Below are 25,599 nucleotides of genomic sequence, written 5' to 3' on the forward strand. Positions count from 1 at the left end.
GATATGAGGGTGAAGGGCCGGAATTAGATTCGGTTACATCCATTATAGCGCTGGGAAGTTGGTTTTGCTTTTTTCCTTTTCCAACAATGACTTCAATTGCGTGACGATAGCAGGATATTTTTCAGCGAGGTTGTTTGTTTCGCCGGGGTCAATCGTCAAATCGTACAACTGATCCGATTTTAAATTTCCCAATTCCGTGTTGGTATCCTTGTTTACGGCCGGTCCTTTTGATGGTTCAATGTATTTCCATTTGTCCCTGATAATAGACAACGTTGAATTCAATGATTGTTCGATGATGTAATCTCTTGAGACAGGCTTTGTATCTAACAGGGTTTGCAAAAAGTTCCTGCTATCGGGAGCCATTCGTTGGCCTACTGCAACATGCGTTAGTTCAGCAAGGGAAGCATAAAAATCTATCTGACTAAACATTGCATTGCTGATCCTGCCCGGCACTACTTTGCCTTTCCAGCTTACAATCATCGGTACTCTTGTACCGGCTTCAAAGGCGCTGTATTTACCGCCACGGTAAACGCCGCCGGCTTTATGATTGCCCAGTTTTTCAACGGCATCATCTTTATACCCATCGTTTAACACGTAGCCATTGTCGCTCGTAAAAATGATGAGTGTGTTTTCCAACAGCTTGTTCGCGGAAAGGATCTTATACAGTTCACCTACTGTCCAATCCAATTCCAGAATGGCATCACCCCTTGGCCCAAGCCCGCTTTTTCCTACAAATTTTTCGTTGGGTAATCGGGGCACGTGAATGTCGTGGGTTGCAAAGTATAAGAAGAAAGGAAGGCTTTTGTTTTTGGTGATGAAAGCATCAGCCTTTTTTAAAAAGGTTTCGGCAAAATCTTCATCGTGCCATAGTGCTGTTTTTCCTCCGCTCATGTATCCGATTCGGCTAACGCCGTTCACGATTGTTTGATCGTGACCGTGCGAAGGAAGCATTTTTAACAGTTCGGGATTTTTCGCACCGGTTGGTGCGTCCGGATCAACCGGCCCTTGATAACTCACCTTAATCGGGTCGTTTTTATCGAGGTTAACAACGCTATGGTTTTCGACGAATACACACGGCACCCTGTCGCCGGTTGCAGGAATTAAGAAAGAATAATCGAAGCCAATCTCCAACGGACCCGGCGCAATCGTGCCGTTCCAGTCCGGTCCTCCTTCGCCTCCCAATCCTAAATGCCATTTTCCAATAACGGCGTTTTTATATCCTGCTTTTTTTAGCATCCCAGGCAGCGTAGTTATTGTTGTGGGAATAAGAAGAGAAGCATCTCCCGGAGCAATACCGGTCCCTTGTTTTCTCCATGCGTATTGCCCCGTTAGTAATGAGTAACGAGACGGTGTGCACGTGGCTGATGTGGCATGTGCATTTGTAAAACGTACACCATTCTTCGCAAGCTTGTCAATGTTAGGTGTTTGTATGGCGGAAGATCCGTTGCAGCTAATGTCGCCATAGCCTAAATCATCGGTATAGATCAAAACAATATTCGGCTTTGCATTTTTTTGTGCAAGCAGCGAACAATTTGCGAACAGTAACAATACAACAAGCAATACTCTGAATTTGGGTAGCGTCACAACTTCAATTTTGGATTAGTTCAATAATAAATCTGTACGTGCATTTTATGTTTCACTACGCTGCCTTAAACTCGGAACGTTGCCTATTGCCTAAGTAAAACAAGTCACCGGAATGTATGCTCCTCACGCACTTAAACTCCTCGTTGCTCAGATGTGTAAAAGTCATCGTTGCCCTTACTGCCATGCAGCTATTTGCGTAAGACTACTGTTTACGTTCAATTCGCTTTGCGGGATCGGAAATACTTCAGCTTTGCCGGCCTGATATACCGGTGTATATCCCGCAACGTTGTCGGCTATCGCCCGTTGATACGCATTGCTAACTTCACCCCATCTTTTGAGATCGTAATAACGAAGGCCTTCAAAGGCAAGTTCAATTCTTCGTTCGTGCCGCACGATGGTTCTTAACGCCGTTTGTGTTAAGCCTGCACCTTCGACGGTTTCTACAGAAGGCATTCCCACCCTTGCTCGAACTTGATTCACCAAAGGATAAACAGTAGACAATTGGTTCAACTCCACCATCGCTTCTGCACGCATCAACAAGATGTCTGCGTAACGAATCAAATAATAATCCTGGCCGCCAGGACTAAATACGGCCACACCGGAAGCAGACGAGTTATTGTTTCGGATGTATTTCCGCTGTCCATACCCAGTGGCTGTATTGCCTGTGAAAACTTTTGCTACGTCAATAAGAAACGTATCGTTTTTAAAATAAATGGACGCCGACAAACGTGGGTCCCTGTTTGCCTTGGGGTTGGCGGCACTGTATAAAGCAGATGTGGTGATTGGTTTTCCATCTTTACAATAATAGTCGTTTACCAAATTTTTCATTGGCTGCTGGTCAACCTTTGGAGCGGCTGCAAACGTTCCCGAGAACAGTTCACCGTTGTTGGAGACATCCTGGTTAAACCGAACGGGAAAAACAATTTCATTAGAAAATTCACCCGCTTCTGTAAACAGTTGTGAATAGTTCGGGTGAAGCCCATACCCCATTGTCAAAAGCGGCGCAGTTGCATCCAGAACTCCCTGGTAGTTTTTATTGTACAAATGAAACCTGGCCAATAAACCGAGGGCCGCACCTTTCGTGGCATAGCCATATTGCGCAGTCGGGTAAGAGTTGGGAAGCAGCGTTATGGCCTGGGTCAGATCAGCCAGCACCTGTGCTGAAACTTCCTGGTAAGTATTCTTTGGAACAAAAGCGTCATTTAAGGTTTGCACCTTAGTGATCAGGGGCACATCCTGAAAATACATAGCCAGGTTCATGTAAAAGAGCGATCGTAAAAACAAAGCCTGTCCCAAAAGCACTTTCCGACTGGCATCGGTGATACCTGAAGTGGGAATCTTCGGGATGTTTTCGATGGCAACGTTTGCCCTCGCGATTCCTTTGTAGGAAGAAACCCAGAGTTGATTGAAGAAGCCATCAGAGGGATTGATATTTGCTACCATAAAATTCCCCGGTCCTTCAAATTTATAATTGTTGTACGCATTGTCGCCAAAACCATCGTATTGAGTGAAACCCGCGGTGCCATTGAGATTGCCGCTGTACAATACGCGGTCTTGCAATACGTCATACACGCCGTTGATTCCCAGGTAGGCGTCTTTTTCTGTTTGCCAAAAGCTGTTTTGCGCTAAGTCTACCAATGAGTGCCGGTCAAGAAAGCCTTTTGAACAGCTTGAAAAGGTGAAGATGAATATGATTGATACTATCTTTTTCATGATCTTAAAATTTTACGTTTAGACCAACGGTTAAAATTTTATACAAAGGCGTCAGTTGGTCGGTGTTGCCTCCCTTTGCCCGCTCGGGATCAAAATTTTTAAACTTCGTGAACGTGACTGCATTTTGACCGCTTACGAAAAACCTGAATTTGGCGACGGCGATTTTTTTTGTAAGAGCAGCCGGTAAAGTGTACCCGAGCTCAATATTTTTCAATCGCAAATACGATACATCCTCGATATAAAAATCGGACGGTTGCGAATTCAGACTGGAACCGCCAAGCCTGGGCAGCGTTGTCGAAGGGTGTGTCGGCGTCCACCGGTCGACCCAGTAAGACAAGGCATTGTTTCGGTCTCCGTCCATTGGCAACTGTCCGTTGTCGTTCATCAATCGATCAACGTCTTTCACGCCTTCAAACAACACCGAGAAATCAATTCCTTTAAAACTGACATTTGCATTGAAATTATAGATCCATTTCGGATAAGGATTGCCAATGACTGTCTTATCAAACGCATCAATTTTTCCGTCGGGCTTTCCGGCAGGACCCGACAAATCGGCGAACTTAAAATCACCCGGGGCAGTACCGGTAGCCTGCGTGGGCGAACTGGTAACTTCGGCGGCGCTTTGAAAGATACCAAGCACCTTGTAACCATAATATGCGTTGAAGGGTTGTCCGATCCGAATGATCGTTTCAGCATTGATGGTTTCCACACCTCTATCACCCAAACCTGTCACTTTGTTATCGTTAAACTTGCTGACGCTGGCGCCAATTTCATAACCAAATTGTTTGAACTTATTGCGGTAGTTTGCCACTACTTCAACTCCGCTATTGGTCATGCTTGCTGCATTTTGCGCGGCAAGGTTTGTTACGCCGAGCGTACTTGGGACGGGAAATTTGGCGTAAAGAAGATCGTAACTGTTTCGTTGAAAATAGTCAGCCGAAAGCGACAATTTATTGCGGAGAAAAGTCGCGTCCAATCCCAAATCAACTTGCTTAACGGTTTCCCATCTTATGGTTGGGTTGGCAAGGCTGGTAAGCGCTACAGCGGTAACAATTGTATTTGTCCCGAGAAAATAGTCGAGGCCTGCATTGTACGTTTGATCAAAAATGTAGTTGTTGATGTTGTCGTTCCCGGTAATACCCCAACTACCTCTAAGTTTAAGATCCGAAACCCAGTTCACATTTCTCATAAAGTTTTCCTCGCTGATTCGCCAGCCGGCGGACGCAGAGGGAAACGTTCCGTATTTATGATTGGGCCCGAACTTCGAAGAGCCGTCCCTTCTCAAGTTGAATTCAAACAAATACTTTCGGTTGAATATATAGTTAACGCGTCCAAAAAAAGACTGCAAAGCTTCTTCCTGCGAACCACCACTCACGTTCGGATTTAACACGCCACCTGCATTAAATTCCTGCAAGGCATTCGATGGGAATCCCTGTAACGAACCGGCAAAGCCGTGCGTTCGATAATAGTTTACCGAGTGCCCAAGCAGGATTGACAAGTCGTGGTTTTTCGCAATGACAGTTGCATACCGAAGGATGTTTTCGTTCATCAACCGGTAGTTGAAACTTGTATTGTTCTTTAGCGTGTTCGTCGTGGTTTGCCCAACCAGGTTTCCCGCCCAGTCGTAGGTTGAATTCGTTGGCGAGAAATCAACCTCGTTCACATTATTAAGGTTCACGCTGCCACTCACCTCAAAAGAAAGTTGCTTCGTAAAATTTACCTTAAGTCCCAGGCGGTCAGCAATGTTTATTTGATTGCTTGTGAAATCTCCGAGGTATCCACGCCTGATGGCATGCGTGGCAGGAAAACTTGCATTGATTTTTAGATAAGACCCGTCAACAATTCCGTATTCGCCATTGGAATAATAAACAGGAATCGTTGGCGCAGATCGCTGAAATTGATTGATGATTCCTGTTTCTCCGGTAATGGCATCAGCGCCGCCGGTCGGGCCTTTAAACTTTGACCAATAGGCATTGGTAACATTGGTTACCGTCAACCAATCTTTAATTGTTGAACTCAGGTTTAACCCCAGGGTATAGCGCTGCGACTTAAACCTCCCTTGCACGACGGCCTGCTGATCAAGGTAACCAATAGAAAGCCGGTATGTTGTTTTATCGTTTCCGCCCGAAAAAGCGAGATAGTGATTTTGAACCGGAGCGTTTCGTAAGATTGCTTTCGCCCAGTTGGTGTTCGCAAAGCGATCAGAGTCTGTGCCGTCAATGATCGATTGAATTTCAGCATCAGTATAGCGCAACGGCGCATTGGCTCCGTTTAAATTGATATCGTGTTCATTCTTCAGCCTTGCATAGTTTACAGCATCCAAATAATGCGGTACAACCGTTACTTGCTGAACGCCGAAATAGTTGTTGTAAATAACACTTCCGGTGCCGCTTTTGCCTTTTTTAGTGGTTACGACAATGACGCCGTTTGCACCGCGGGCACCGTAGATGGAACTGGCCGATGCATCTTTCAAAACAGAAATGGTTTCGATATCGGAGGGCGATAGATTGTTGAATGCTTCCAGGCCAATGTACTGAATGTTGTCAATGACCACCAACGGCGTTGTTGCACCAAATGTGCCTATGCCGCGAATAACGATGCTTGAAGCATCAGCACCCGGCAGGCCGCTTGCCTGCGTAAGTTGTACACCGGCAAATTTCCCGGCCATTAATTGACCCGTGTTGGTAACGGGCTGGTTTACCGACTCGTCAAACTTTGCTGTTTGCGTGGAGCCGGTTTGATTGACTTTTTTCTGTGTGCCATAACCCACTACTACCACATCCTGCATTACGGAATTTGTCGCCTCAAGTTTTACGGAAAGGGGTTCGCCCGTCCATTTGACGGTATATGTTTGATGGCCAACGCTGCTGAATATCAAGGTTGGCATTGGCGTTTTAGCAGCAAAGCGGTAGTGCCCTTCCTTGTCGGTAACAGCGCCATTTTTTGTGCCGCTTTCTTTGACGGAAACGCCTTCAATTGGCGTGTTGTCCGCTGCATTGACTACTGTGCCGCTCACGGTTGTGGTTTGACAAAACGCACACAGGCTGAAAAAGAGAAAGAAATGGAGAATGCCTATGCGGGCAAGCAAATTCATTTTTGACACAAGCATCGGTTTAGATTTATGTAGTTAGATTATCCTTTGGCTAAGTACGCAAGAATATTTTGGAGCGAGGGTGTGTGTGTCTTTCAAAAATGAGGTGCAATTGTTTCATCTATTTTACCTGAAATGGATAGCGCCAGTTGTCTGTTAGAAGATCAAATGAAGGCAAATAACCCAAGTATACAACGTATCGGAAATTGCCACCGTCTCCCTCTCGAAACGTGTTCTATTTGAAGATTTGGAAATTGTAAAAATCACAAGCAGCAAGCAGGAAAACAGTCCGCAAACAAAAGTTTGCGATTGATTACTTCTTGTATTCAGAAGGCGTTGAACCAAATTGATCCTGGAAACGTTTCCTGAAATATTTGACGTCATTAAAGCCCGCCTCAAAGGCCGCGTCAGCCACAGAATATTTACCACTCTCAAGCAATTTCACAGCATAATTCAATCGGGCTGTTCGTATAAATTCGTTACCCGACATTCCGGTAACTGCTTTTAATTTCCGGTAAAACGTGGAGCGGCTCATGAACATAAGATTTGCCAAGTCATCGTTACCAAATTCACTCACCGTAATGTTCTCTTCTACCAGTTTTACCAGCTTATCCAGGAACTCTTCTTCGTAGGTTGTGATTTCAAATTTGCCAACACCGAGAGTGATGCGTTTTGCATAAAGTTCTTTCAGGTTGTCCCTTGACTTGATCAGGTTGTGAATATGCACCAACAACAACTGCGAGTTGAATGGCTTCGGCAAATAAACGTCCGCGCCTTCTTTGATGCCTTGTATGTGGTGCGCCATGTCGGACAACGCAGTAAGGAGAATAACGGGAATGTGAGAGGTTCGCTTATCTGATTTCAGCATGCGGCACAATTCCATGCCATCCATTTCGGGCATCATCACATCACTTACAACCAAATCGGGAATCGCTTCCAATGCCTGCGCAAGACCTTCCTTTCCATTCGTTGCTGTTACAACCTTAAACGAAGGCGATAAAATTTCGTAGATGTACTGTAAAATATCAGCCTCATCTTCCACCACTAAAATTATCGGAAGCTCCTGGTCCATTTCTTTGGTTGCTACGTTTTCGTCCGACATCTCATAAGGATTTGTTGATGATTCAATTTGCGGGTAACAAGCCGCATCATACAGAACACCATCTACGTGCGATTTGAAAGGTAATTTAAGCCTGAAGGTTGCACCTTTGATTCCGTCACTTTGCGCAATAATGGTTCCGCCATGAAGCTCCGCCAGTTCTTTTACAAACGATAGACCTATACCGGTCCCCGAGATGGCCGCAGCATCCATTTCCTTTCCCCGGTAAAACCGGTCGAAAATCTTGTCTATTTCCGTTTGACCAATACCTGCACCGTTATCTTCAACAATTATCTCGCAATATTGTTTAAAACGATTACGTACGCTCAATTTGATAAAGCCATCCTTGCCCGTGAACTTGAAGGCATTTGAAAGCAAATTGAAGATTATGATTTCAAGCTTGTTGTGATCGAATGTAAAAGACAAAAATTTATCCTCACTTTCAAAGACATACTCAATATTTTTCCGTGCCGCTTCTTCTTTAAAAAGCAAATAGACATCGTGACAGAAAGAAACCAACTCCCCGGGTTGGGGCGATAGTTTTAAGCTCCCCGCTTCTGCCTTCTGGAAGTCGAGCAACTGGTTTACCATGCGCAGCATTCGCTTTGATTGCTTTTGGATCAAGCGCAAGCTTTTGTCAACGGTTGCCTCTAATTTTTTTCTCTGCAACAAATCGTCAAGGGGACCAAGAATTAAAGTGAGCGGCGTGCGGAACTCGTGAGAGATATTTGTAAACAACCGTTCTTTATAATTGGCCAGCTTTTTTTCCTGCTCGCCGTCCAATCTTGCCAAGGCTAACTGATTTTTTAGGGCAAGTTCCCGAAGCCCTAAATAGCGTGTGAGCCACAGAAGAAAAATAAACAGAGCTATATAAATTGAGTAGGCCCACCATGTTTTCCAAATTGGTGGCAGTATGTTGATCTTGAGTTGGCGAACCGTTGTGTTCCAGAGTTTATCGCTGTTGGTGGCTTTCACTTTCAGGTAATACGTTCCGGGCTTGAGATTGGTAAACGATACCTGGCGTTCATTTCCTGTGTACACCCAATCCTTGTTAAACCCTTCCAGTTTGTACATGTAATCGTTCTTATCGGGAGCGTGAAAATCAAGGGCGGCAAATTGTATCGAAAAAATGTTTTGATTATCGTTGAGCGTAATGCTTTCTGTTTCCTCGAAAGGCTTGTTCAAAACCGACGTTGCATCGTTTGCTTTTCCAAACTCATAGGGTTGATTGTTGATGGAAAGGTTGGTGAAAAAGAGAGGCGGCGTAAAAGAATTGATCTTGATACTGTCGGGATGGAAATACGTTAGTCCTTCAACACCACCGAAGAAAAATCTACCCTGCTTATCCCTGAATGATGCGTTCTCGGAAAAGATATCAGATTGTATGCCGTCCCTTTTGTCAAACACGTTAATAGCACCCGTGACTGAATTGATCTTGATAATACCCTTGTTTGTACTTACCCAAACAATACCGTTCTTGTCGGGTCTTACAGCATGGATGTAGTCGCTGGGCAAGCCTTCTTTGGTTGTAAATCTTTTTACAAGCAATTGGCCTGTCGCGTCGACCGTAATCTTATTCAACCCGAATTGAGTTCCCGCCCAAATGTTCCCGGCATCATCTTCTGCAAGACACAAAACCGTGTTGTTGCTAATGCTGGTGCGAGGATCGTTTGTTTGAACAAAATTTTTAAAATCATCGTTCGCACGGTTATATAAATGCAGGCCTTTGTACGTGCCAAACCATAACCGGTCTTTTGAATCCACCAACAAACAACTTACTCTTTCGTTCTGGATGGCATTCTGTTCACCGTATTTGTGCAGGTAGTTTTTAAACAGCGGCTTATTGGCCTTATCAAAGCCAACAATTGCACTCAGCCCTTTTTCCTGCGTCCCGATCCAAATCTTACCGGAAGCGTCCTGTTTTATGTCATCCAACTTTCTGCCGCTTATCGCAAACGAATCATTTTTATCCGGCAAAAAAACCTCCGGTTTACCAAGCAGATTGCCGCGATTAACTACTCTTACCAAACCTTGATTGGTCGCTATCCATAAGTAGTCACCTGTCTGCAGGAAAGCCCTTGCCTCGTAAATTGTCTTGGAAGAATTAGCAAAGAGCAAATCATGCAAAGCGGGTTGCTGATTGCCGTCCCAGTTGGACGAATATTTTATTTGGCCTCCCTTTCTACCGATCCAGAGTTTGTTGTATGGATCAACAAAAGTTCCGATAATGTGCGTACTGCCGTTAAATGGATTGTGCTCGTTATTAAAACCGATGTTTAGAAACTTCTTTTGATTAATGTCAAGTTTGAAAAAACCGGTACCGTCTGTACCCACCCATAACAAACCGGGTTGGGTTTCGCGTATACTCAGGATAATCTGGTTGTCGGTCGTATTGATTCCGGGAATGTTGAGATGAATTTTTTTGAAGGTCTTAGAGGCCTTATCAAAAAGATTCAAGCCACCGCCCCAAGTGCCGACCCAAATGGCACCGTTTGAGTCTTGTAAAATTTTGTAGGTATTGTTGGAGCTTAAGGATTGTTCATTGCCGTCCTCATGTTTGTAAATGAGAGTTTGTTTCGTGACAGGATTAAAATAGATTAAACCCTGCTGCCACGTCCCGAGCCAAAGAACGTTTTCACGCCTGTCAACGACGATCGAAGTGACGTCAATACCTGTAAACCCAAAATTGTACGAACCATCATTTTCCAGATTGCTGTTCAAATGGCGCAGTCCTGCACTTGTGGCCAGCCAATAGCCACCTGTTCGATCCGACTGAATATCGAATGTCTTCCAATCAGAATTGACAACAGTAAATTGCCCTTTCTTTTTGTTAAGGAAGGCAAATCCCTTCCACGTGCCAATCAACAGTCTATCGGCATCTGCATCGAACAACGACAAGACATAATCCGAATTAAAGTCCCTGATGGTTCGACCGGCGGAATCGTAGTTGGTGATTTTACCGGTGCTCAGGTTGTACTCGCTTAATCCACCGGATTTCGTGCCAATCCAAATATTGTTCTCCCGTCCGTTTTGCAAGACTTCAATTGATTGACTTAGTAAATTTTTATCGGACCCAAAGTCATTCTTCAGCAATTTCATTTCATAGCCGTTGAAGCGTTGCAATCCGCCGCGTGTGCCAATCCACATAAAGCCGTTCTTGTCCTGCAAGATGGAAGTCACTTCATGGTTTACAAGTTGATCCGATACGTTGAGAAAATTAATCTGTTGCGAACTTGCCGGGAGAGCATGTGGAAACATCCATAAAAAAAGGGGGAGATATTTTAAACGTTTCGGCAGCAAGCAATTTCTGTTTTATTTCCTTTTAAAGCGATCAGAAAGAAATCACCAACAATTTAGAAAAAATATCGGCCGTCTTAAATCTTAGAGCAAATAAATCAAGGCAACGAACAACAGTATGAGCAAAATGTAGATGATAAAAAGCTTCGCGTTAATTCTGCCCGCGTCTTTATTAAAATCCAGTTTCTTGTTATTGAAGATCGGCATTTCGGATAGTGTTTTTGTTGTTAAGGGTTTTTTAGTTGATAGGTACCGCGAATTCTGTTTTCAGCTTTGTAATAAGTTCATGTCATAGAGTAGCTTTTGCTTGATACAAGGCAACATCAAATCTGTTCGCATGAAACCTAATTGCTGATCGTCACGAATGTAGATTAGGTGCATAAAAACGAGGATTGCTGTAAGTCCAATTATGCGGGATAATTGTGTCAAAAAGAAAAGAACATCAAACAAAGCTTTCATCGGCAGCTATAGTCTCAAACCTTGGTATGAGAAAGAAGCCATAAGCCCCTTTTTTGAACCAACTACACCTACATCATTTTTGTATTAGCGAATAGGTTTACGGCATCTCTTCAATCAAACCAGTCTTGCCATGCCTGCTATCTTCTGCTACACAAAAAAACTTTCCCTCTTGCTTCTCACATTCATCCTGTTAACGACAAGCTTCCGGGCCGCCGGCCAAAACGGTAATGCTTGCGATCCGGCTGCTCAATACCTCTATTGGACCGGAGAAGCAGACAATGATTTTTTTAATGAAGCCAATTGGCGGCTGGCCACCGGTTCGTGTAATGCCGGCAGTCAGTATCTCTACCGGATTTGTCCAACAGCACCTGATTTGATAAATGATCCACACCCTGACAACAACTCGATAAACCCAGGGTCCGCGATTAATTTCAACCTTTACATTCAGTCGGCAAATGTGATTGCAAATGGTGATATTGTTTTTGGCTGTGCCCAAAAGGGAATCACGTTGGTAAGTTCCTCACTTGACGTCAGCAGCGGCACAATCACACAAGGAACGCTTTCCATGCAAAACGAAAGCACGGTTCATCTGCGCACCGGCAGCATGTCCGCCCAACTGTCTCTTAATTTTCTTGATGCTGCTTCGTGGGTTTACATTCATCAGGACAATCCGCAAAGCTTGGTGGCGAGACTGGGAAACATCTTCGTGAATGATGCCGCAGGAACATTGGACAATAACTTTCGCATCAATCAATACTACCAGAAAGGTTCAGTAGTACGACCACTTTCCAACACCTTTGCTGCGGCAAAAATTTACAGCAACACAAATTTGCAAGGCTCCTCTGCCGATGTAAACGAAGACATTATTTATAGCGGCGCGGCCATACCAAACGGGATGAACGACAACGTTCGATCGTTCACGTTGAAAAGAGGTTTTATGGCTACGCTGGCCGTGAACACCAACGGTACAGGCAAGAGCCGGGTATACATTGCTTCGGAGGCAAATATGACCATCAATGCTCTTGACGTGGCACTGCAAGGCAACGTCAGTTTTATTCGGGTTGTGCCATGGAATTGGGTTACAAAAAAGGGAACCGGTGGCTTTATTGATCAACTCAGCGCTTCGTGGTTTTACAACTGGAACAACAACAACCTGTCGACCCCGAACCACGAATACGTACCGATGGCCTGGGGTGCAAGCGGAGCGTTTCCGGCGGCCATTAGCACGGTTATCGCAAAGAAAAAAACAACTCATCTTTTGGGTTTCAACGAATCCGATAACTGCAACGATCAATCAGGTCAATACAACAACCTTTGTCAGCCTGCGGTTGCAGTTGCCTACTACGAGAACTTGATGAGTTTAGGTGTTCGGTTGGGATCACCGGCGCCACGTGAAGAAGGCCCGACCGGTTGGTTAAAAGATTTCAATGCGTTGGCAAAAGCAAAAGATGTTCGTTTCGATTTCGTTGCCGTGCATTGGTATGATTGGGGAAGCAACCCGGCCAGCACACCCGATGCAACACCGCAGCAGATTTTTAATCGTTTTAAATCCTACCTGCAAAATGTTTACAACATTTATCACCTGCCAATTTGGATCACAGAATTTAACGCCAACCCTAACCGCCCAAACGCAACGGGAGAAGGATTCCTGAAGTTGGCACTGCCGTTTCTCGACACCCTACGTTACGTGGAGCGATACGCCTATTTTCAACCCAATGGAAACAATGCTAATTATTTGGATGCAGGCGGCGCCTTAACCAACATCGGTACCGTTTACGATACCACTTCGTCGGGACCATCAATACCAAGTCCCACTTATGTCTCTGCGAATAATCTTAACGGCCTTGATCTTCCTTACGTCTCGCCATCAACCAGCACAATATCATTTGAAGCCGAGTGTGGAAAATACATCGGTAGCCAGTGGGCAGTGACGAACGATGCGTCAGCATCGAATGGAATGTACCTAAAAGGTGATGCAACACTGGCTGGCGCCACCACTATTGCTAAACAAATCCATTATGAATTTGACATACCCGCGGCTGGAACGTACCGCGTTTACATCCGCTCTGCTTCGGCCGGTACCGGTTCCATTAAAGTAGGGATGGACGGAAGTGCGCCGGAGCAAATGTCACCATTCACAAGCTCTACTTTCACCTGGTTCCAGATACCCCGATTCTACGATCTCGGTACGGGCACACATCGACTTACGATTGAATTCTCGAACGCCAACATCATGCTTGATCAAATTGCGGTAACGAATGGCCAGGAAGATTTGGAAGCTTTAAAGAAGGATGCCGGTTTCTGCTCACCAGGCACGGTGACTTTCGGGTTGGCCGCAACCGACATATTGAATTTTTACGAAGCAGAAAACGCGACCTATGGCGCCAATTGGCTTTATCAAACCGCGATCAATGCGGGCGGCGGAAACTATTTGAAAAGCGCAACCAACATAATATCCAGTCAGCCCCCAACGGGCACGGATAATGTAATGTCGTTTACATTCAACGTGGCTACGGCAGATGAATACGAACTATGGGCAAAAATTCAAGCACTCAATACAGGCGAAAACAGCCTGTGGATTGCGGTGGATGATGAACCTTACCGAAAATGGGATCATCTTGGTAATTCATTGTATGAGTGGTACTGGAAGAAATTCCATTACAGCTATGGCACCGAAGACCGCGCCTTCAGCTTCTTCCTTACAGAAGGCCAGCATACGGTAAGGCTTGCCATCGCCGGCGGCAACGTGCACGTTGATCGCATGGCTATTGCAACGAAAGGCAAAACGCCTTCTACAACAGATCCGGATGTGTTGCTGCTAACGGAGAACCTGGAGTTTGAAGCCGAAACAGCTACGTTCCTAGGAACTGTGACTGCGGCGGTCTGCGAAAATTCTTCCAATGGGCAACAGGTGACGATGGGCACCGCCGCTGCCAACGGCGTACGGTTTGACAAGATAGTAGCCAGCAATGCCGGCACCTATAAATTGAAGGTTTCCTACATGAGCAAAGACGTCCGGAATTTTAAGGTGGTCGTAAATGGCACAACGTTAAGCCGGCAAACAGTGCCTTCATCCGGCAACTGGTGCTTTGTTGACGCAACCAACACGACCAAGGGTTATCCCGGTATTTATGAAGTAGTGGTAAACCTTAATCGTGGTCTTAACACAATTGATCTCAAGCCTTGGGGCGCAATTATCTCGGGAACTTCTCTTCCTAACTCGCCTTTCATCGACAAAATCAAACTGGAAAAAGCACCGCTTACCGATGTCAGTCTTGAAGCGGAGTTGGCCGAAATTGTAGGCGCTACTACTATCAGCACCTGTAGCAACGCTTCGAACGGTGCTCTCGTAAGCCCCGGCTCCAGTACGGCAAACGGGATACGGTACAACAACATTCTGTGCCCGGAGGGCAAAACCTATGACGTGGACGTTTCTTATACATCCAAGGATGCCCGTAATTTGAAGATGTCGGTAAACGGGGGAGCTTATACCACTTACACTTTCGATCCCTCTGGCAATTGGTGTTTTGAATCGCCCGCAGGTTCTCCTAAAATCAAAACGATCCCGCTCACTCTGACTCAGGGCATCAACACGATCGACATTCGGGCAACCGGAACAAACGCCCCTCTTCTTGATAAAATCGTCATTAAAGAGCAACCGATTAGCAATGTCACATTCACAACAAGCGGTCTGCCTGCTGGCTCAACAAGTGTGATCGTTAACCATAAGTTTTACACTGACCAGACAACCGTAAGTGCGCCGCTTACACAAGCAACGGACTTTGTGATACCGGTAGCCACAAACAAACAGGTCTATTTCACCTATCCTGCTACCGTCACTGTTCCCGGAGGAAATATTTTTTCACTGTCCGAGGCAACAGCAAGCGGGGGATCAATAGCCTCTTCTTCGCAACAGGGTTACAGCTATCAGTTCGCGCCAACGCAGGCACGTACCCTAACCGGAACCTATAAACTGACCTGTGAAGTTCCTTCTGTTACGGCACAACCAATCGACCGCTCAAGAACCTACGGCGATACGGCCCGCTTTGCATTTGCAGCATCGGGAACGGCTGTACTTTCCTATCAATGGCAAGTGAATACCGGAAGCGGGTTTGCGGATATCAATGCTTCGAACAATCCTGGAAACATCTACACAGGTTTCACTTCTTCAGAGCTCGATGTTTCATCCTTAAACGTTTCCATGAGTGGTTCTCAATACAAATGCGTTGTAACGAATGCATGCGGCAACGCCACAACGAATACCGTTAGCCTTACGGTTAATCCGATGGCTGTAACGGTTGCGGTTAATGATAAATCGAAAATTTATGGCGACGACAATCCGGTCGTTGATGCAGCCATAAGCGGCTTGATAAATGGCGATGCACTTGATTATACCCTCACTACTCCCGCTTCTAAATATTCTGGTGTGGGCAACTATCCCATCATGGCAACGATAGGCTTGAATCCAAATTATACGGTGGTCACTACGAACGGAAATTTGCGGGTAGAAGCAAGACCACTTCTTGTTACCGCTTCAAGCGGCGCTGCCAAGGTATATAACGGCACAAGGTTAGCGACTGTCACAACGGATCCTGCCAACACAACTGCTAACGTGAAACTGACCGATAACAGAGTAAATAACGATGCGGTAAATCTTTCGTACGACGCAGCAAATTTTGATGTGAAAGATGTCGGTACCGACAAAATCGTTACTGTCTCGGGTCTTGCCCTCAGCGGCGCTAGTGGCGCCAACTATTCGCTTGCGCAGATTGTAGCAAATACCGCTAACGATGCCGTTATCTTGCCCAAAGATTTAATTGTTTCAGCTACGCCAAACGATAAGGCTTTTGATGGAAACACTTCCGCCAACACTACTTTATCTACGGATCAATTTGCAGGAGATGACGTAACGGTTTCATACACCACTTCAAACTTTGCTGACTTTAATGTTGGAACGTGGCCCGTTTCGACAGCCGGCATCACATTATCCGGCGCCGATGCGGGCAATTACAAATTAACCAACAATACCGCATCAGGCACCGCAAAAATTTTGAAGGCCGGAACTTCTACCACTGTCGTAACCAGCGCTGCCACGGTGCGGTATATGGATGCCTTAACAATGACGGCGCAAATTAAACCGGCAAACACAGGCGGCACGCTAACGGGATTTGTACAATTCTCCGTTGGCGGTATAGCGTACGGCTCACCAGTAGCGGTAGTGCCTGTCCCGGGCGATCAGCAAGGAGTCATGCAAGCGACGATAGTTCCGCAGGTCACAAATCTTCCCTCTACCAACCCGTATGCGGTGACGGCAAGTTTTTCGAGCAGCAATCCGAACTACGACGGAAGCTCGCAATCGAAAAATTTAACCGTTTTGCAGAGGGACGCCAGTCCATACAATACGGGTGTAGGCTTTTATACGGGCAACCTTTTTGCCTGGACGTCAAACGTCAACTCGAGTACAGCCTCCGTAAAATTGGTTACAACCATCAAGGATAACAATGCGCCACGAGGTGATATGAGAGGCGCAAACGTTACCTTTTACCTTGTAAATGGAGCAACGTTAACACCAATAGCAGGAGCACAAAACATTCCCGTTGGCTTGGTGGATGTGAATGATGGCTCCATTGGTACGGCAAGTGCGATGGTGCAATTAAATATTGGAAACAATAATGCGAAAGACTTTCAGGTTGCGGTAGGTGTGTCTGGTGCCTACACAAACGATCCTAATCTTGCTTCGGCACAATCCATTGTGACTGTTTCCAAGCCCGTGCCGGGTGGCTTCCTGGTCGGCGGAGGACGCATCGAGAACGTTTATTCTTCAGGTTACCTAAAAGGAATGGCCGGACTCAATACCGATTTTCAAACCGACATTTCGTACACAAAATCCGGCACCAACCCAAAAGGGAAAGCAACAATCTTGGTACGCAGCTTTTTTAAAACTGACGGCACTTTGGATAACCAGCCGCACACTTATCTCATAAAGACAAATGCCATTTCTGCACTGAATGTGGGCGCCCCTACGGCAACGGCCACATTCAGTGCCAAGGCAAACCTGGTGGAACAAATGCCCGACTTAAGCCAGGTGCAAATTGAGGGCGGCGCTGCGTTTGAAATGATCGTTCATCAAGCCGGTTGTGACCAGGCCGTTGCAATCACACTGTATCGTAATGCAGGCGGTGTTTGGTTTTCGAGCAATTGGAACGGCACAGCAACGGTGCAACAAAATTTAAATGGCGGCGAAGTTTCCGTTTCCGGCGGTGGCGGTTGTTCCAATTCACCACTAACAAAAAGAATGGTTACACGCTCAGTTGAGGAGGTCCCTTCAGCAACGTTTGGCATACAGGTATTTCCCAACCCTAGCGTTTCAAGCTTCTCGTTGAAGGTTGAAAGCAGCAATGACAAAGAGCCGATCGTCATAAGAGTATTCGGTACAAATGGTACCGAAATTGAGACGAGGAGAAGTTTAACCGCAGGACAAACCATTCGATTGGGACAGAGTTACAAGCCAGGCGTGTATTTGGTAGAGGCAACACAGGGAGCAAGAAAAGCACTAACGAAACTCATAAAGCTAGCGGACTAATTTTCTCTCATATAGCAATCGCGACGGTTCCCCCTTTTTAGCGGGAACCTTTTTTATGGCTTGACTCAGAAATTTATTTTTGCGACAAAACGAACTTATAGCATGAAGCAAATCCTTTGTTCTTTCCTGACTTCGCTCGTCTTTTGCAGCACCCTGTTGGGACAGGCATACAATACCGGAACGATCTGGAATGATACCGACGGCAAACCCATAAATGCGCACGGTGGCGGCATACTTTACCACCAAGGGTCTTATTACTGGTACGGAGAATTTAAAGGCCAGGGCAAGGTGGGTAATGTGGCAATGGACGGCGTAAGTTGTTATTCTTCTCGTGACCTGAAGAACTGGAAAAACGAAGGATTAGCATTGCGGATGATTAACGACTCTACCAGTCCGCTGCAGCCCGGTTGCCTGATTGAAAGGCCAAAGGTTATTTACAATCATAAAACAAAAAAGTACGTGATGTGGTTTCATCACGAGCTAAAAGGCAAAGGCTATGCGGCAGCCATGGCCGGCGTTGCCGTTGCAGACCGGCCGAAAGGTCCATTCACCTACATCAAAAGTGTTCGCCCCAATCCACATGCATGGCCAACTAATTTTCCAGACTCGTTGAAACGTCCTTTGACTCCCGGTGAAACATTGGATAGAAAAGACAAAAACTTCGGCGCAAAACGGGCAGCGGGTTATTTGGTAAGACGAGACTTCGAAAGCGGGCAAATGTCGCGAGACATGACCTTGTACGTCGATGACGATGGCACAGCCTATCAGATTACGGCTTCCGAAGACAACAGCACCTTGCACGTTAACAAACTGGCGATTGATTATCTGGGCTTCACGGGAGAATACTACCGGGTGCAGCCCGGAGGATCGAACGAGGCGCCTGCATTAATAAAGCATGGGGGCAAATATTACCTTATTACATCGGGCACCACAGGCTGGTCGCCCAACCCTGCACGGTCTTTTGTTGCGGATAAGATTACCGGCCCGTATGAAAGTTTGGGCAATCCGGCGGTTGGCAACGACGAAGACAAAGCCACTACTTTCCACTCACAGGGTACGTTCATACTGCCCATTGAGGGCAAAAGGGAGACGTATATTTTTATGGCCGACCGATGGGTGCCAAACAATGCAATCGACGGCACTTATGTTTGGCTGCCGCTCACAATTGAAAACGGCAAACCCGTTATCCGTATGAAGGAATGATTAAGCAGGAAAGAGTAGAGTTTATAACCGTTCAAACACACTTGCCATTTGCCAAGCCTTTATGGCTTTGATGAAGGCCGTTATCCAATGTGAAAATGCAAGTAACGTAGAAAGCAAATTATTTTGTCTTAATCAAGATCGAAAGACATTTCGGTAAAATCTTTATTCATCCTGTCCTTTTGCCAACACCTTTGATGTAGGTTTATAATTAGGATTTTTATCAGGAAAGAGAGCATGCGTATCATGCAACCATTTCATCAATTTCTCTTTTAAGCGCTCTGCTATTTTTTTCTCTGATGAAGCAAGGTTGTTTTTTTCACTTATATCCTTCACCACATCATACAATTCAGAAGTGCTGTCTTCATAGTTATAAATGAGTTTATAGTTACCGCTACGAATGGCCGAACCCGGCTTTCCGCCCTGGTTGCTGTAATGCGGATAATGCCAGCATAAATCCCTTTTCTTTGCCGCATTGCTATCTGCCAAAAGAGCAAGAATATTTTCACCATCAATTGCTTTGTCTTTTTGGAAACGTTCATTGATGGCTTTTGCAATGGTCGGATAAAAATCCGCAGTGGTAATGGGTAAATCGGAAACCGTTGCAGGGACAATCTTGCCTTTCCAATACAGGATCGCCGGAACACGAATGCCGCCTTCGTACAACCAACCTTTTCCTGCTCTTAATGGACCGTTCACCGTTGGACTTCCCTCCGCGGTGCTCAAACCACCGTTATCGGAAGTAAAAATGATGAGGGTGTTATCATCAATGCCCTTGTCTTTTAGTTTGCGTAAAATCCTACCAATATTCCAATCCATGTTTTCGATCATGGCAGCGTATACTGAATTGTCCTGCACCAGTCTTCTTTTCCATCCGTTTTCAAATTGCATCCAGGGTTCATCTTTTGCAAACCGGTCTTGGTTCTGAACAGCGAGCTGCTTTTTCTTCGCTTCATATTTTTTGATGAGTGCGGCCGGTGCCTGCAAAGGATTGTGCACGGCATATAAAGCGTATTCCATTAAAAACGGGCGACCGCCGTTTTTATCAATAAAATTGATGCATTCGTCGGCAAGCCTGTCTGTTATGTATTCGCCGGGCGGTCCGTCTTTGATTTTGGGATTGGCATACGGCGTAAAATAACCTCCCGTTGTGTCGTTAATTTTTCCTGTCGGCGAGCCACTGCTCCAGCCACCGGTGTTGACCTGAAATCCCTGGTGATCCGGCCAATATTTTTCGTACTCACCTAAATGCCATTTGCCTGCAAAAAATGTTTGATAATGATTGTCGGCCGCAACTTCTGCGATTGTTTTTTCTTCCAATGCAAGTTGATAGGCGGTAGGCTTTGCAATCAATTTCTCGTAAGGCATTGCTTTGCCATCTGCTTGTCTTCCTTTTATCCAATCGGTAACTCCCGTTTTAACCGTGTACTTCCCGGTCATCAGGCTTGCACGTGACGGGCTGCAAACGGGACAAGTGGCATAGGCTTGGGTAAAACGAATTCCCTGCGAAGCCAGGTTGTCCAAGTTCGGTGTTTCGTAGAATGTACTTCCATACGAAGTCAGATCGGCCCATCCAAGATCATCGGCAAGGATGATCAATACATTTGGTTGCCTGGTTTTTTGCGCTGGCGTGATAAACGAAAAAACCAGGCATGAGGCAACCAAAAAGGCTTTCATTCGAACCATCATCAAAATTTTTTTGAAGCTAATAAGAACTTCCCCGATTGTGTGTGACAAACGTTGCAATTTGGGATGACTATTGAATTAATCTTTTCAAAGACAGAATAGAGTTGCAGGCAATATTGAACAATCACGAAGATGTCATTGTCTCAAAAATAAATTTACCCTGGTTATTTTATTCGGCATCAAAAACCTATAGGAGATATAACTACAAGCGTTTTATTACAGATAATTCATACAAAGAAGGTGGCGCTGACGCCTTTAAAATTTTAAATCTGAGCTTAGCGGTTTTATAGTTTCGTGGCAAGTTGACTACTTTGCAATCACCCATTGGTTCCGTGCCTAAGTAAATCGTTTGCCATTGCCCACCTTGCAAAATATCAATGCTATACTCCTTTATCCTACTGGTTCGGAGTTGTGAAAAGCCGTCGGGCAAATTCTTTGTATCCTCGTATTCAAAAATGCTGACCTTATTAAATTCTTCTGCAGGATCAAGATCGATCGTGATTTCAGCCAACGTATCTGCCGCCATCCACCGGCTGTCAAGGCTTCCATCATTGACAAATGATGCGCTGAATTGCGCATCTTTCCCAACGGCTTCGCTGCTGGCAACGGCGGGCTTTCGCAACGAAATAAATTTCCCGTTTTTTGGCAACGGCCCCTTTGCCGACAAGCCCAATCGTTTTCCCAATTCAATTACGGCAAGCGCCTCGTATTCTCTTATTCTCCCGGTTTTATCGGGCGGCACATTTATAACCAGTGAATTATCATTATCCGTACACCAGTAAAATAATTCCTGCAGTTCGTCCAACGCTCTCACGGGAAGTTGCGCTGATTTTTGAAACCAGTTCCAACGACTGCTTAGGCAAATGGTATGCTCAAAAGGCAGGTAGTACGATTGACCTTCATGCTGGTATTGTTTCTTATCAAATTTGGTAATGAGCTTCGGATCCCACAACCTGAAATCGCTTGGGAAGTATTGGAAATAATATCTGTTGTCTTCCGTCATTAAAGAAGGCAGTGTGAACTTGCGTTTGCCTTCTTCATTTACAATGGTGTGATTGACACTGACGGCACACTTTGGGTTGTACCGTTTCACCAATTTATAAATTTGATCAATGCCCCAATCCGAAGGAGCCCTTTTCCAGCCACCATCGAGCCACAGCTCACAAATTGGACCGTAGTTGGTAAAGAGTTCTTTTAGTTGATGGAGCATGTAGTCAATGTATAGCTGCGGATTTTTGTCGTTAAAGGACGGCTCATGCCGGTCCCAAAGTGAATAGTAAATAGCAAACTGCAACCCGTATTTTTTGCAAGCATCTGCCACGGCTTTCACGACATCTGTTTTCACCGGCGATGCCGCAACATCATAATCGGTGAATTGACTATCCCACAAACAAAAACCATCGTGGTGTTTTGTGATCAATACCCCGTAACGAAAGCCTGCTTCTTTCGCTGTGCGCACCCACTGGTCCGGGTCAAGGTTTGTAGGATTGTACGCACTCGCAGGCGTGGTGCCATCCGACCATTCCACATCGGTAAATGTATTGACGCCAAAATGAATGAACATGCCGTAGCCCCGTTTCATCAATTCCTTTTGTGCTGCGTTTGGCGACGTAGCCGGTTGCAATATTTGTGCGGTTGAATGCATGCAGATTATCGCCAGTGCAGAAAGGATCAACACCGGTTGACAGTTTAGTTTTAAACGCATAAAGAGTATTGATATCCAGTTTCGATTTGGTTTAGGAATAAATCCATTTCAGTTGGCGATGTGAAAAATATCAACAAGCGTTTCTTATTTAACTTTAATGTCCTTAACGCGTCGGAATCCTGTGTGCTCAAGTCCGGTGTCTTTAGTTCGTCCCAATCAGGACGGCGTTCCGCTGTAATGTAACCGGTAGCGTCTACAAATATTTGAAACTGTGCGTCGGTTACTTCGGTTATATGCATGTAAAAGCCATCAACCGTTACGTTGTGCTTTGGAAACTCATTGGCTAATGCCAGCTCATTATCGCCGCCCCTTTCAAACGTTCCGCCAGGTATCAAGACCATCCCGGTGGTAGAGCTATCGCCGCCAAAACGAATCGATGACTGTGTGCTGGCGCTAAAATGTGCGGGCACTGCCATGCATATATGAACAAAGCCTTTTGCTGTTTTACCGGTGCGTCTAAACCGCTGTCGTTACAACCGTTGATGAAAAAAACGATCGCTATACAAATAGCCAATAGATTGATTTGCCTGAACACCGGTTTAGTTTTGTTTGCTCTTCTTCAATATGCCTTTCATTTCGTATGTTTTTCACGATAGGTGCTGCAAGGTTCTTTGTTTCACCGCAAGCAGTTTTATACTGGAGAAGTTTATACGGGCATAAAAATAATTCTTTGGCTATTGGACAAAGGATGCTAAAATTTCGAAAAAGAGGGAGCATTCTGCCAAAATTTCGGACGGGCGGAAAATACCGGCGCTCCCTTCCTAACCTTTCCTCTTAATTGGCAAAATCGAGCGATTGAATGTTGGATACGTCGCAGGTTTTGAAGTTCTAAGTTGGTTTGTGCTATAAAGTTTTCTCTTGAGAGAAAATTTGACAGTTTTTGACTTTAACGAGAAAAATCTAACTCTAAACCATCCGATTTTTAGGGACATACACAACCATAACCTTATTTTTTATTATCAACCCTATCGCCAATTTTAGAATTAAGTCCCTTGTAAAACACAAGTGTATAAGTCATGTCCGGGTTGATTCGAAATTTAATCCTGATGTCTTCTTCTTTCACGAAAAACGAACTCTCTTTATCGGCAACAATTTCAAATTTTGGCCCGGCCTGAATTTGAGCATATAACCGGTCACCTGATCTTGTAATTTTTATGTGATAGTCGGTGTTGATCTCATAAGTCCCTACATACTTTTTTAGTGTCTCTGCGGTTAGTTTTATCGGCTCAAAAAAACGATAAGGTTTATCATAAAGGATAGCCAGAACAGCCGTTCCAATGGATTCTATCTCCCGGTTATAAATATTATTGAGAAGAATAACACACACGTCGTCATCCTGTATCCGGCCAAAATAGCTCGTAAAGCCTTCTATGTTTCCACCATGAGAAATGACTTGCTTTTTATACAACGTATCAATGAAGCAGCCCAGGCCATAACCTGCCAGAAACGGAGCATTTGCTTTGGCTGAATTTTCCTTTGAAATTATTGTATGGTTTTGCAAGCCTTTATGCCACAGATAAAGGTCACCGGCTGTACTGTACAGCGATCCCGCCGAGTATGTAGCGGTTGAGTCCCAAGGCAAGGTCGAAGTATTCTTCGTTTTTGAAAACCTGGTGTAACCTGTAGCTTTTTGACCGCTTTTTAAGCTGGCAAAATCAAAACCGCTGTGCGTCATTTTCAAGGGAGACAAAATATAATCCCTTACATTTTGCTCATAGGTTTTACCGCTTACTTTTTCAATGATCAAACCCAAAAGCACATAACCGGAATTGCAGTAAGCGTACTGTGTGCCCGGAGTAAAATAAAGCGGCTTGTTGATAAAAAAGGAAAGCAACTTTTCCCTTGTAATTGGCCGTTGCTTGTTCTCCTTGAGAAACAAAGTATCCCGAAATATTTCAGCGAGACCCGACGTATGGGTGAGTAAGTTTTTAATCGAGATTTCAGCTCCCCTTTTAAGTTGTGGAAAGTAGACGCTGATTTTGTTGTCAAGCGATGGTTTTTTCAGCTCGGCTAATTTTAAAATGACGGTCGCGGTAAATTGTTTGGTCATCGAACCGACTTGAAAAACCGTGTTAGCGGTGTTGTTAACCTTGCTTTGAATGTCTTGATAGCCATACCCTTTTTCAAACACTATTTTACCGTTCTTGCATACCAGGATAGAGCCGTTAAAGCGGTACAGACCAACCGCTTTCTCTATCAGTGCTGCTATCTTCTGATTGAGCTGCGGCTGCGCAAAGACGTTTGTGGCTGTACAAATAGTGATAATGATTAACAGTAATTGTTTTCTCATGTTTTTTATTTAGAGAAGCATCCGTCAGAAACGTATCGAGAACCACTATAAACATCTTCATATACCGGAGCTAGTTTAGGCATTTGCATAGACTGTAAGCTCTTTTAAAAGTCAGTAAGGCCTTATTACCTGACCGGTGTTCGCGCCAAAAACACTTTTACGAAACCCGTATTCGAGTTGTTGCATGGTTACCGGAATGTCGCCGGGGAAATAAGGAAAATATTGAGGCGAATTTTCAATGACCGTCGGACTTACTGCATTAATGCGAATGCCCATCTGTAGTTCGATTGCCGCCGCACGCACAAAGGCTTCAACGGCTCCGTTTGCAGCCGATGCATTGGCAAAGTTGATTTGTGGATCGTATGTTAAAGCCCCGGATATCAACGTAAATGACCCCTTTGGATTGATATAGTGTTGTCCGATAAGCACCAGGTTGATTTGCCCCATCATCTTACCTTCCACTCCCTTTCGAAACGTCTTGTCTGTCAGGTTTATCCAAGGGCCTACGTAAGTCGGTCCCGCCGTAGATATCAGCGCATCAAATGCGCCCGTTTGCCTAAATAAGTTTTCTATTGAAGCAGCAGAAGTAATATCAGATCGAATGTCTCCACCGTTGCTTGCCACTCTTACAACCTCATGCTCTTTTTCAAATGCACTTACTAAATATTTCCCCATTGTGCCCGTTGCACCGACGATAATTATTTTCATTTTTGCGAATTGTTTTAATTAGATGATAAATGAGATTTTGCGGAAAGTTGCCGATGCAGAACAAGAAAGTAGAGTTAAGCCGGAGATTAATCAATTTACACCCTGGCTAATTTGAAGTGTTCAGTAAGGAACAAAAGACCGTCGACACTGCTTACAAAACAGAATGAATTTTCCTGACTGTGAA

General features: G+C 45.0%; 11 protein-coding genes. 2 read left to right on the forward strand and 9 right to left on the reverse strand.

What is annotated here, in order from left to right:
• Positions 1 to 42: 42 nt before the first annotated feature.
• The 4 genes from FSB75_RS06240 to FSB75_RS06255 form a co-directional block, all read right to left on the reverse strand.
• Positions 43 to 1,584: a sulfatase-like hydrolase/transferase gene (locus tag FSB75_RS06240; RefSeq protein ID WP_227990795.1), complete on the reverse strand. Its 1,542-nt coding sequence runs from the start codon at positions 1,582 to 1,584 to the stop codon at positions 43 to 45.
• A 174-nt stretch (positions 1,585 to 1,758) separates the two neighbouring features.
• Positions 1,759 to 3,297: a RagB/SusD family nutrient uptake outer membrane protein gene (locus tag FSB75_RS06245; protein WP_146784369.1), complete on the reverse strand. Its 1,539-nt coding sequence runs from the start codon at positions 3,295 to 3,297 to the stop codon at positions 1,759 to 1,761.
• Between the two features lie 4 nt (positions 3,298 to 3,301).
• Positions 3,302 to 6,406, reverse strand: coding sequence for a SusC/RagA family TonB-linked outer membrane protein (locus FSB75_RS06250; RefSeq protein WP_146784372.1), 3,105 nt, complete (start codon positions 6,404 to 6,406; stop codon positions 3,302 to 3,304).
• A gap of 295 nt (positions 6,407 to 6,701) precedes the next feature.
• Entirely contained in the window at positions 6,702 to 10,745 is a 4,044-nt protein-coding gene (locus FSB75_RS06255; RefSeq protein WP_146784376.1) for a hybrid sensor histidine kinase/response regulator transcription factor, read from the reverse strand.
• Between the two features lie 628 nt (positions 10,746 to 11,373).
• Here FSB75_RS06255 and FSB75_RS06260 point away from each other — a divergent pair.
• The gene (locus FSB75_RS06260; protein ID WP_146784378.1) at positions 11,374 to 17,826 is read left to right on the forward strand and encodes a glycosyl hydrolase; all 6,453 of its coding nucleotides are present in this window, start codon (positions 11,374 to 11,376) and stop codon (positions 17,824 to 17,826) included.
• A 102-nt stretch (positions 17,827 to 17,928) separates the two neighbouring features.
• Positions 17,929 to 19,029 (forward strand): glycoside hydrolase family 43 protein, encoded by a 1,101-nt coding sequence (locus FSB75_RS06265; protein ID WP_146784381.1) that lies wholly within the window; start codon positions 17,929 to 17,931, stop codon positions 19,027 to 19,029.
• A 162-nt stretch (positions 19,030 to 19,191) separates the two neighbouring features.
• Here FSB75_RS06265 and FSB75_RS06270 read toward each other — a convergent pair whose 3' ends face one another.
• The 5 genes from FSB75_RS06270 to FSB75_RS06290 form a co-directional block, all read right to left on the reverse strand.
• Positions 19,192 to 20,703 (reverse strand): sulfatase, encoded by a 1,512-nt coding sequence (locus tag FSB75_RS06270; protein ID WP_172623075.1) that lies wholly within the window; start codon positions 20,701 to 20,703, stop codon positions 19,192 to 19,194.
• 211 nt (positions 20,704 to 20,914) lie between these two features.
• Positions 20,915 to 22,357: an alpha-L-fucosidase gene (locus FSB75_RS06275; protein ID WP_227990796.1), complete on the reverse strand. Its 1,443-nt coding sequence runs from the start codon at positions 22,355 to 22,357 to the stop codon at positions 20,915 to 20,917.
• Positions 22,358 to 22,407: 50 nt separating this feature from the next.
• Complete coding sequence (locus tag FSB75_RS06280; protein ID WP_146784389.1) at positions 22,408 to 22,833, reverse strand: SUMF1/EgtB/PvdO family nonheme iron enzyme; 426 nt, start codon at positions 22,831 to 22,833, stop codon at positions 22,408 to 22,410.
• Between the two features lie 530 nt (positions 22,834 to 23,363).
• Entirely contained in the window at positions 23,364 to 24,707 is a 1,344-nt protein-coding gene (locus tag FSB75_RS06285) for a serine hydrolase (RefSeq protein ID WP_146784393.1), read from the reverse strand.
• 111 nt (positions 24,708 to 24,818) lie between these two features.
• Entirely contained in the window at positions 24,819 to 25,415 is a 597-nt protein-coding gene (locus tag FSB75_RS06290) for a short chain dehydrogenase (RefSeq protein WP_146784396.1), read from the reverse strand.
• Between the last annotated feature and the right edge of the window lie 184 nt (positions 25,416 to 25,599).

Source organism: Flavisolibacter ginsenosidimutans (assembly GCF_007970805.1).
Taxonomy (GTDB): Bacteria; Bacteroidota; Bacteroidia; order Chitinophagales; family Chitinophagaceae; genus Flavisolibacter; species Flavisolibacter ginsenosidimutans.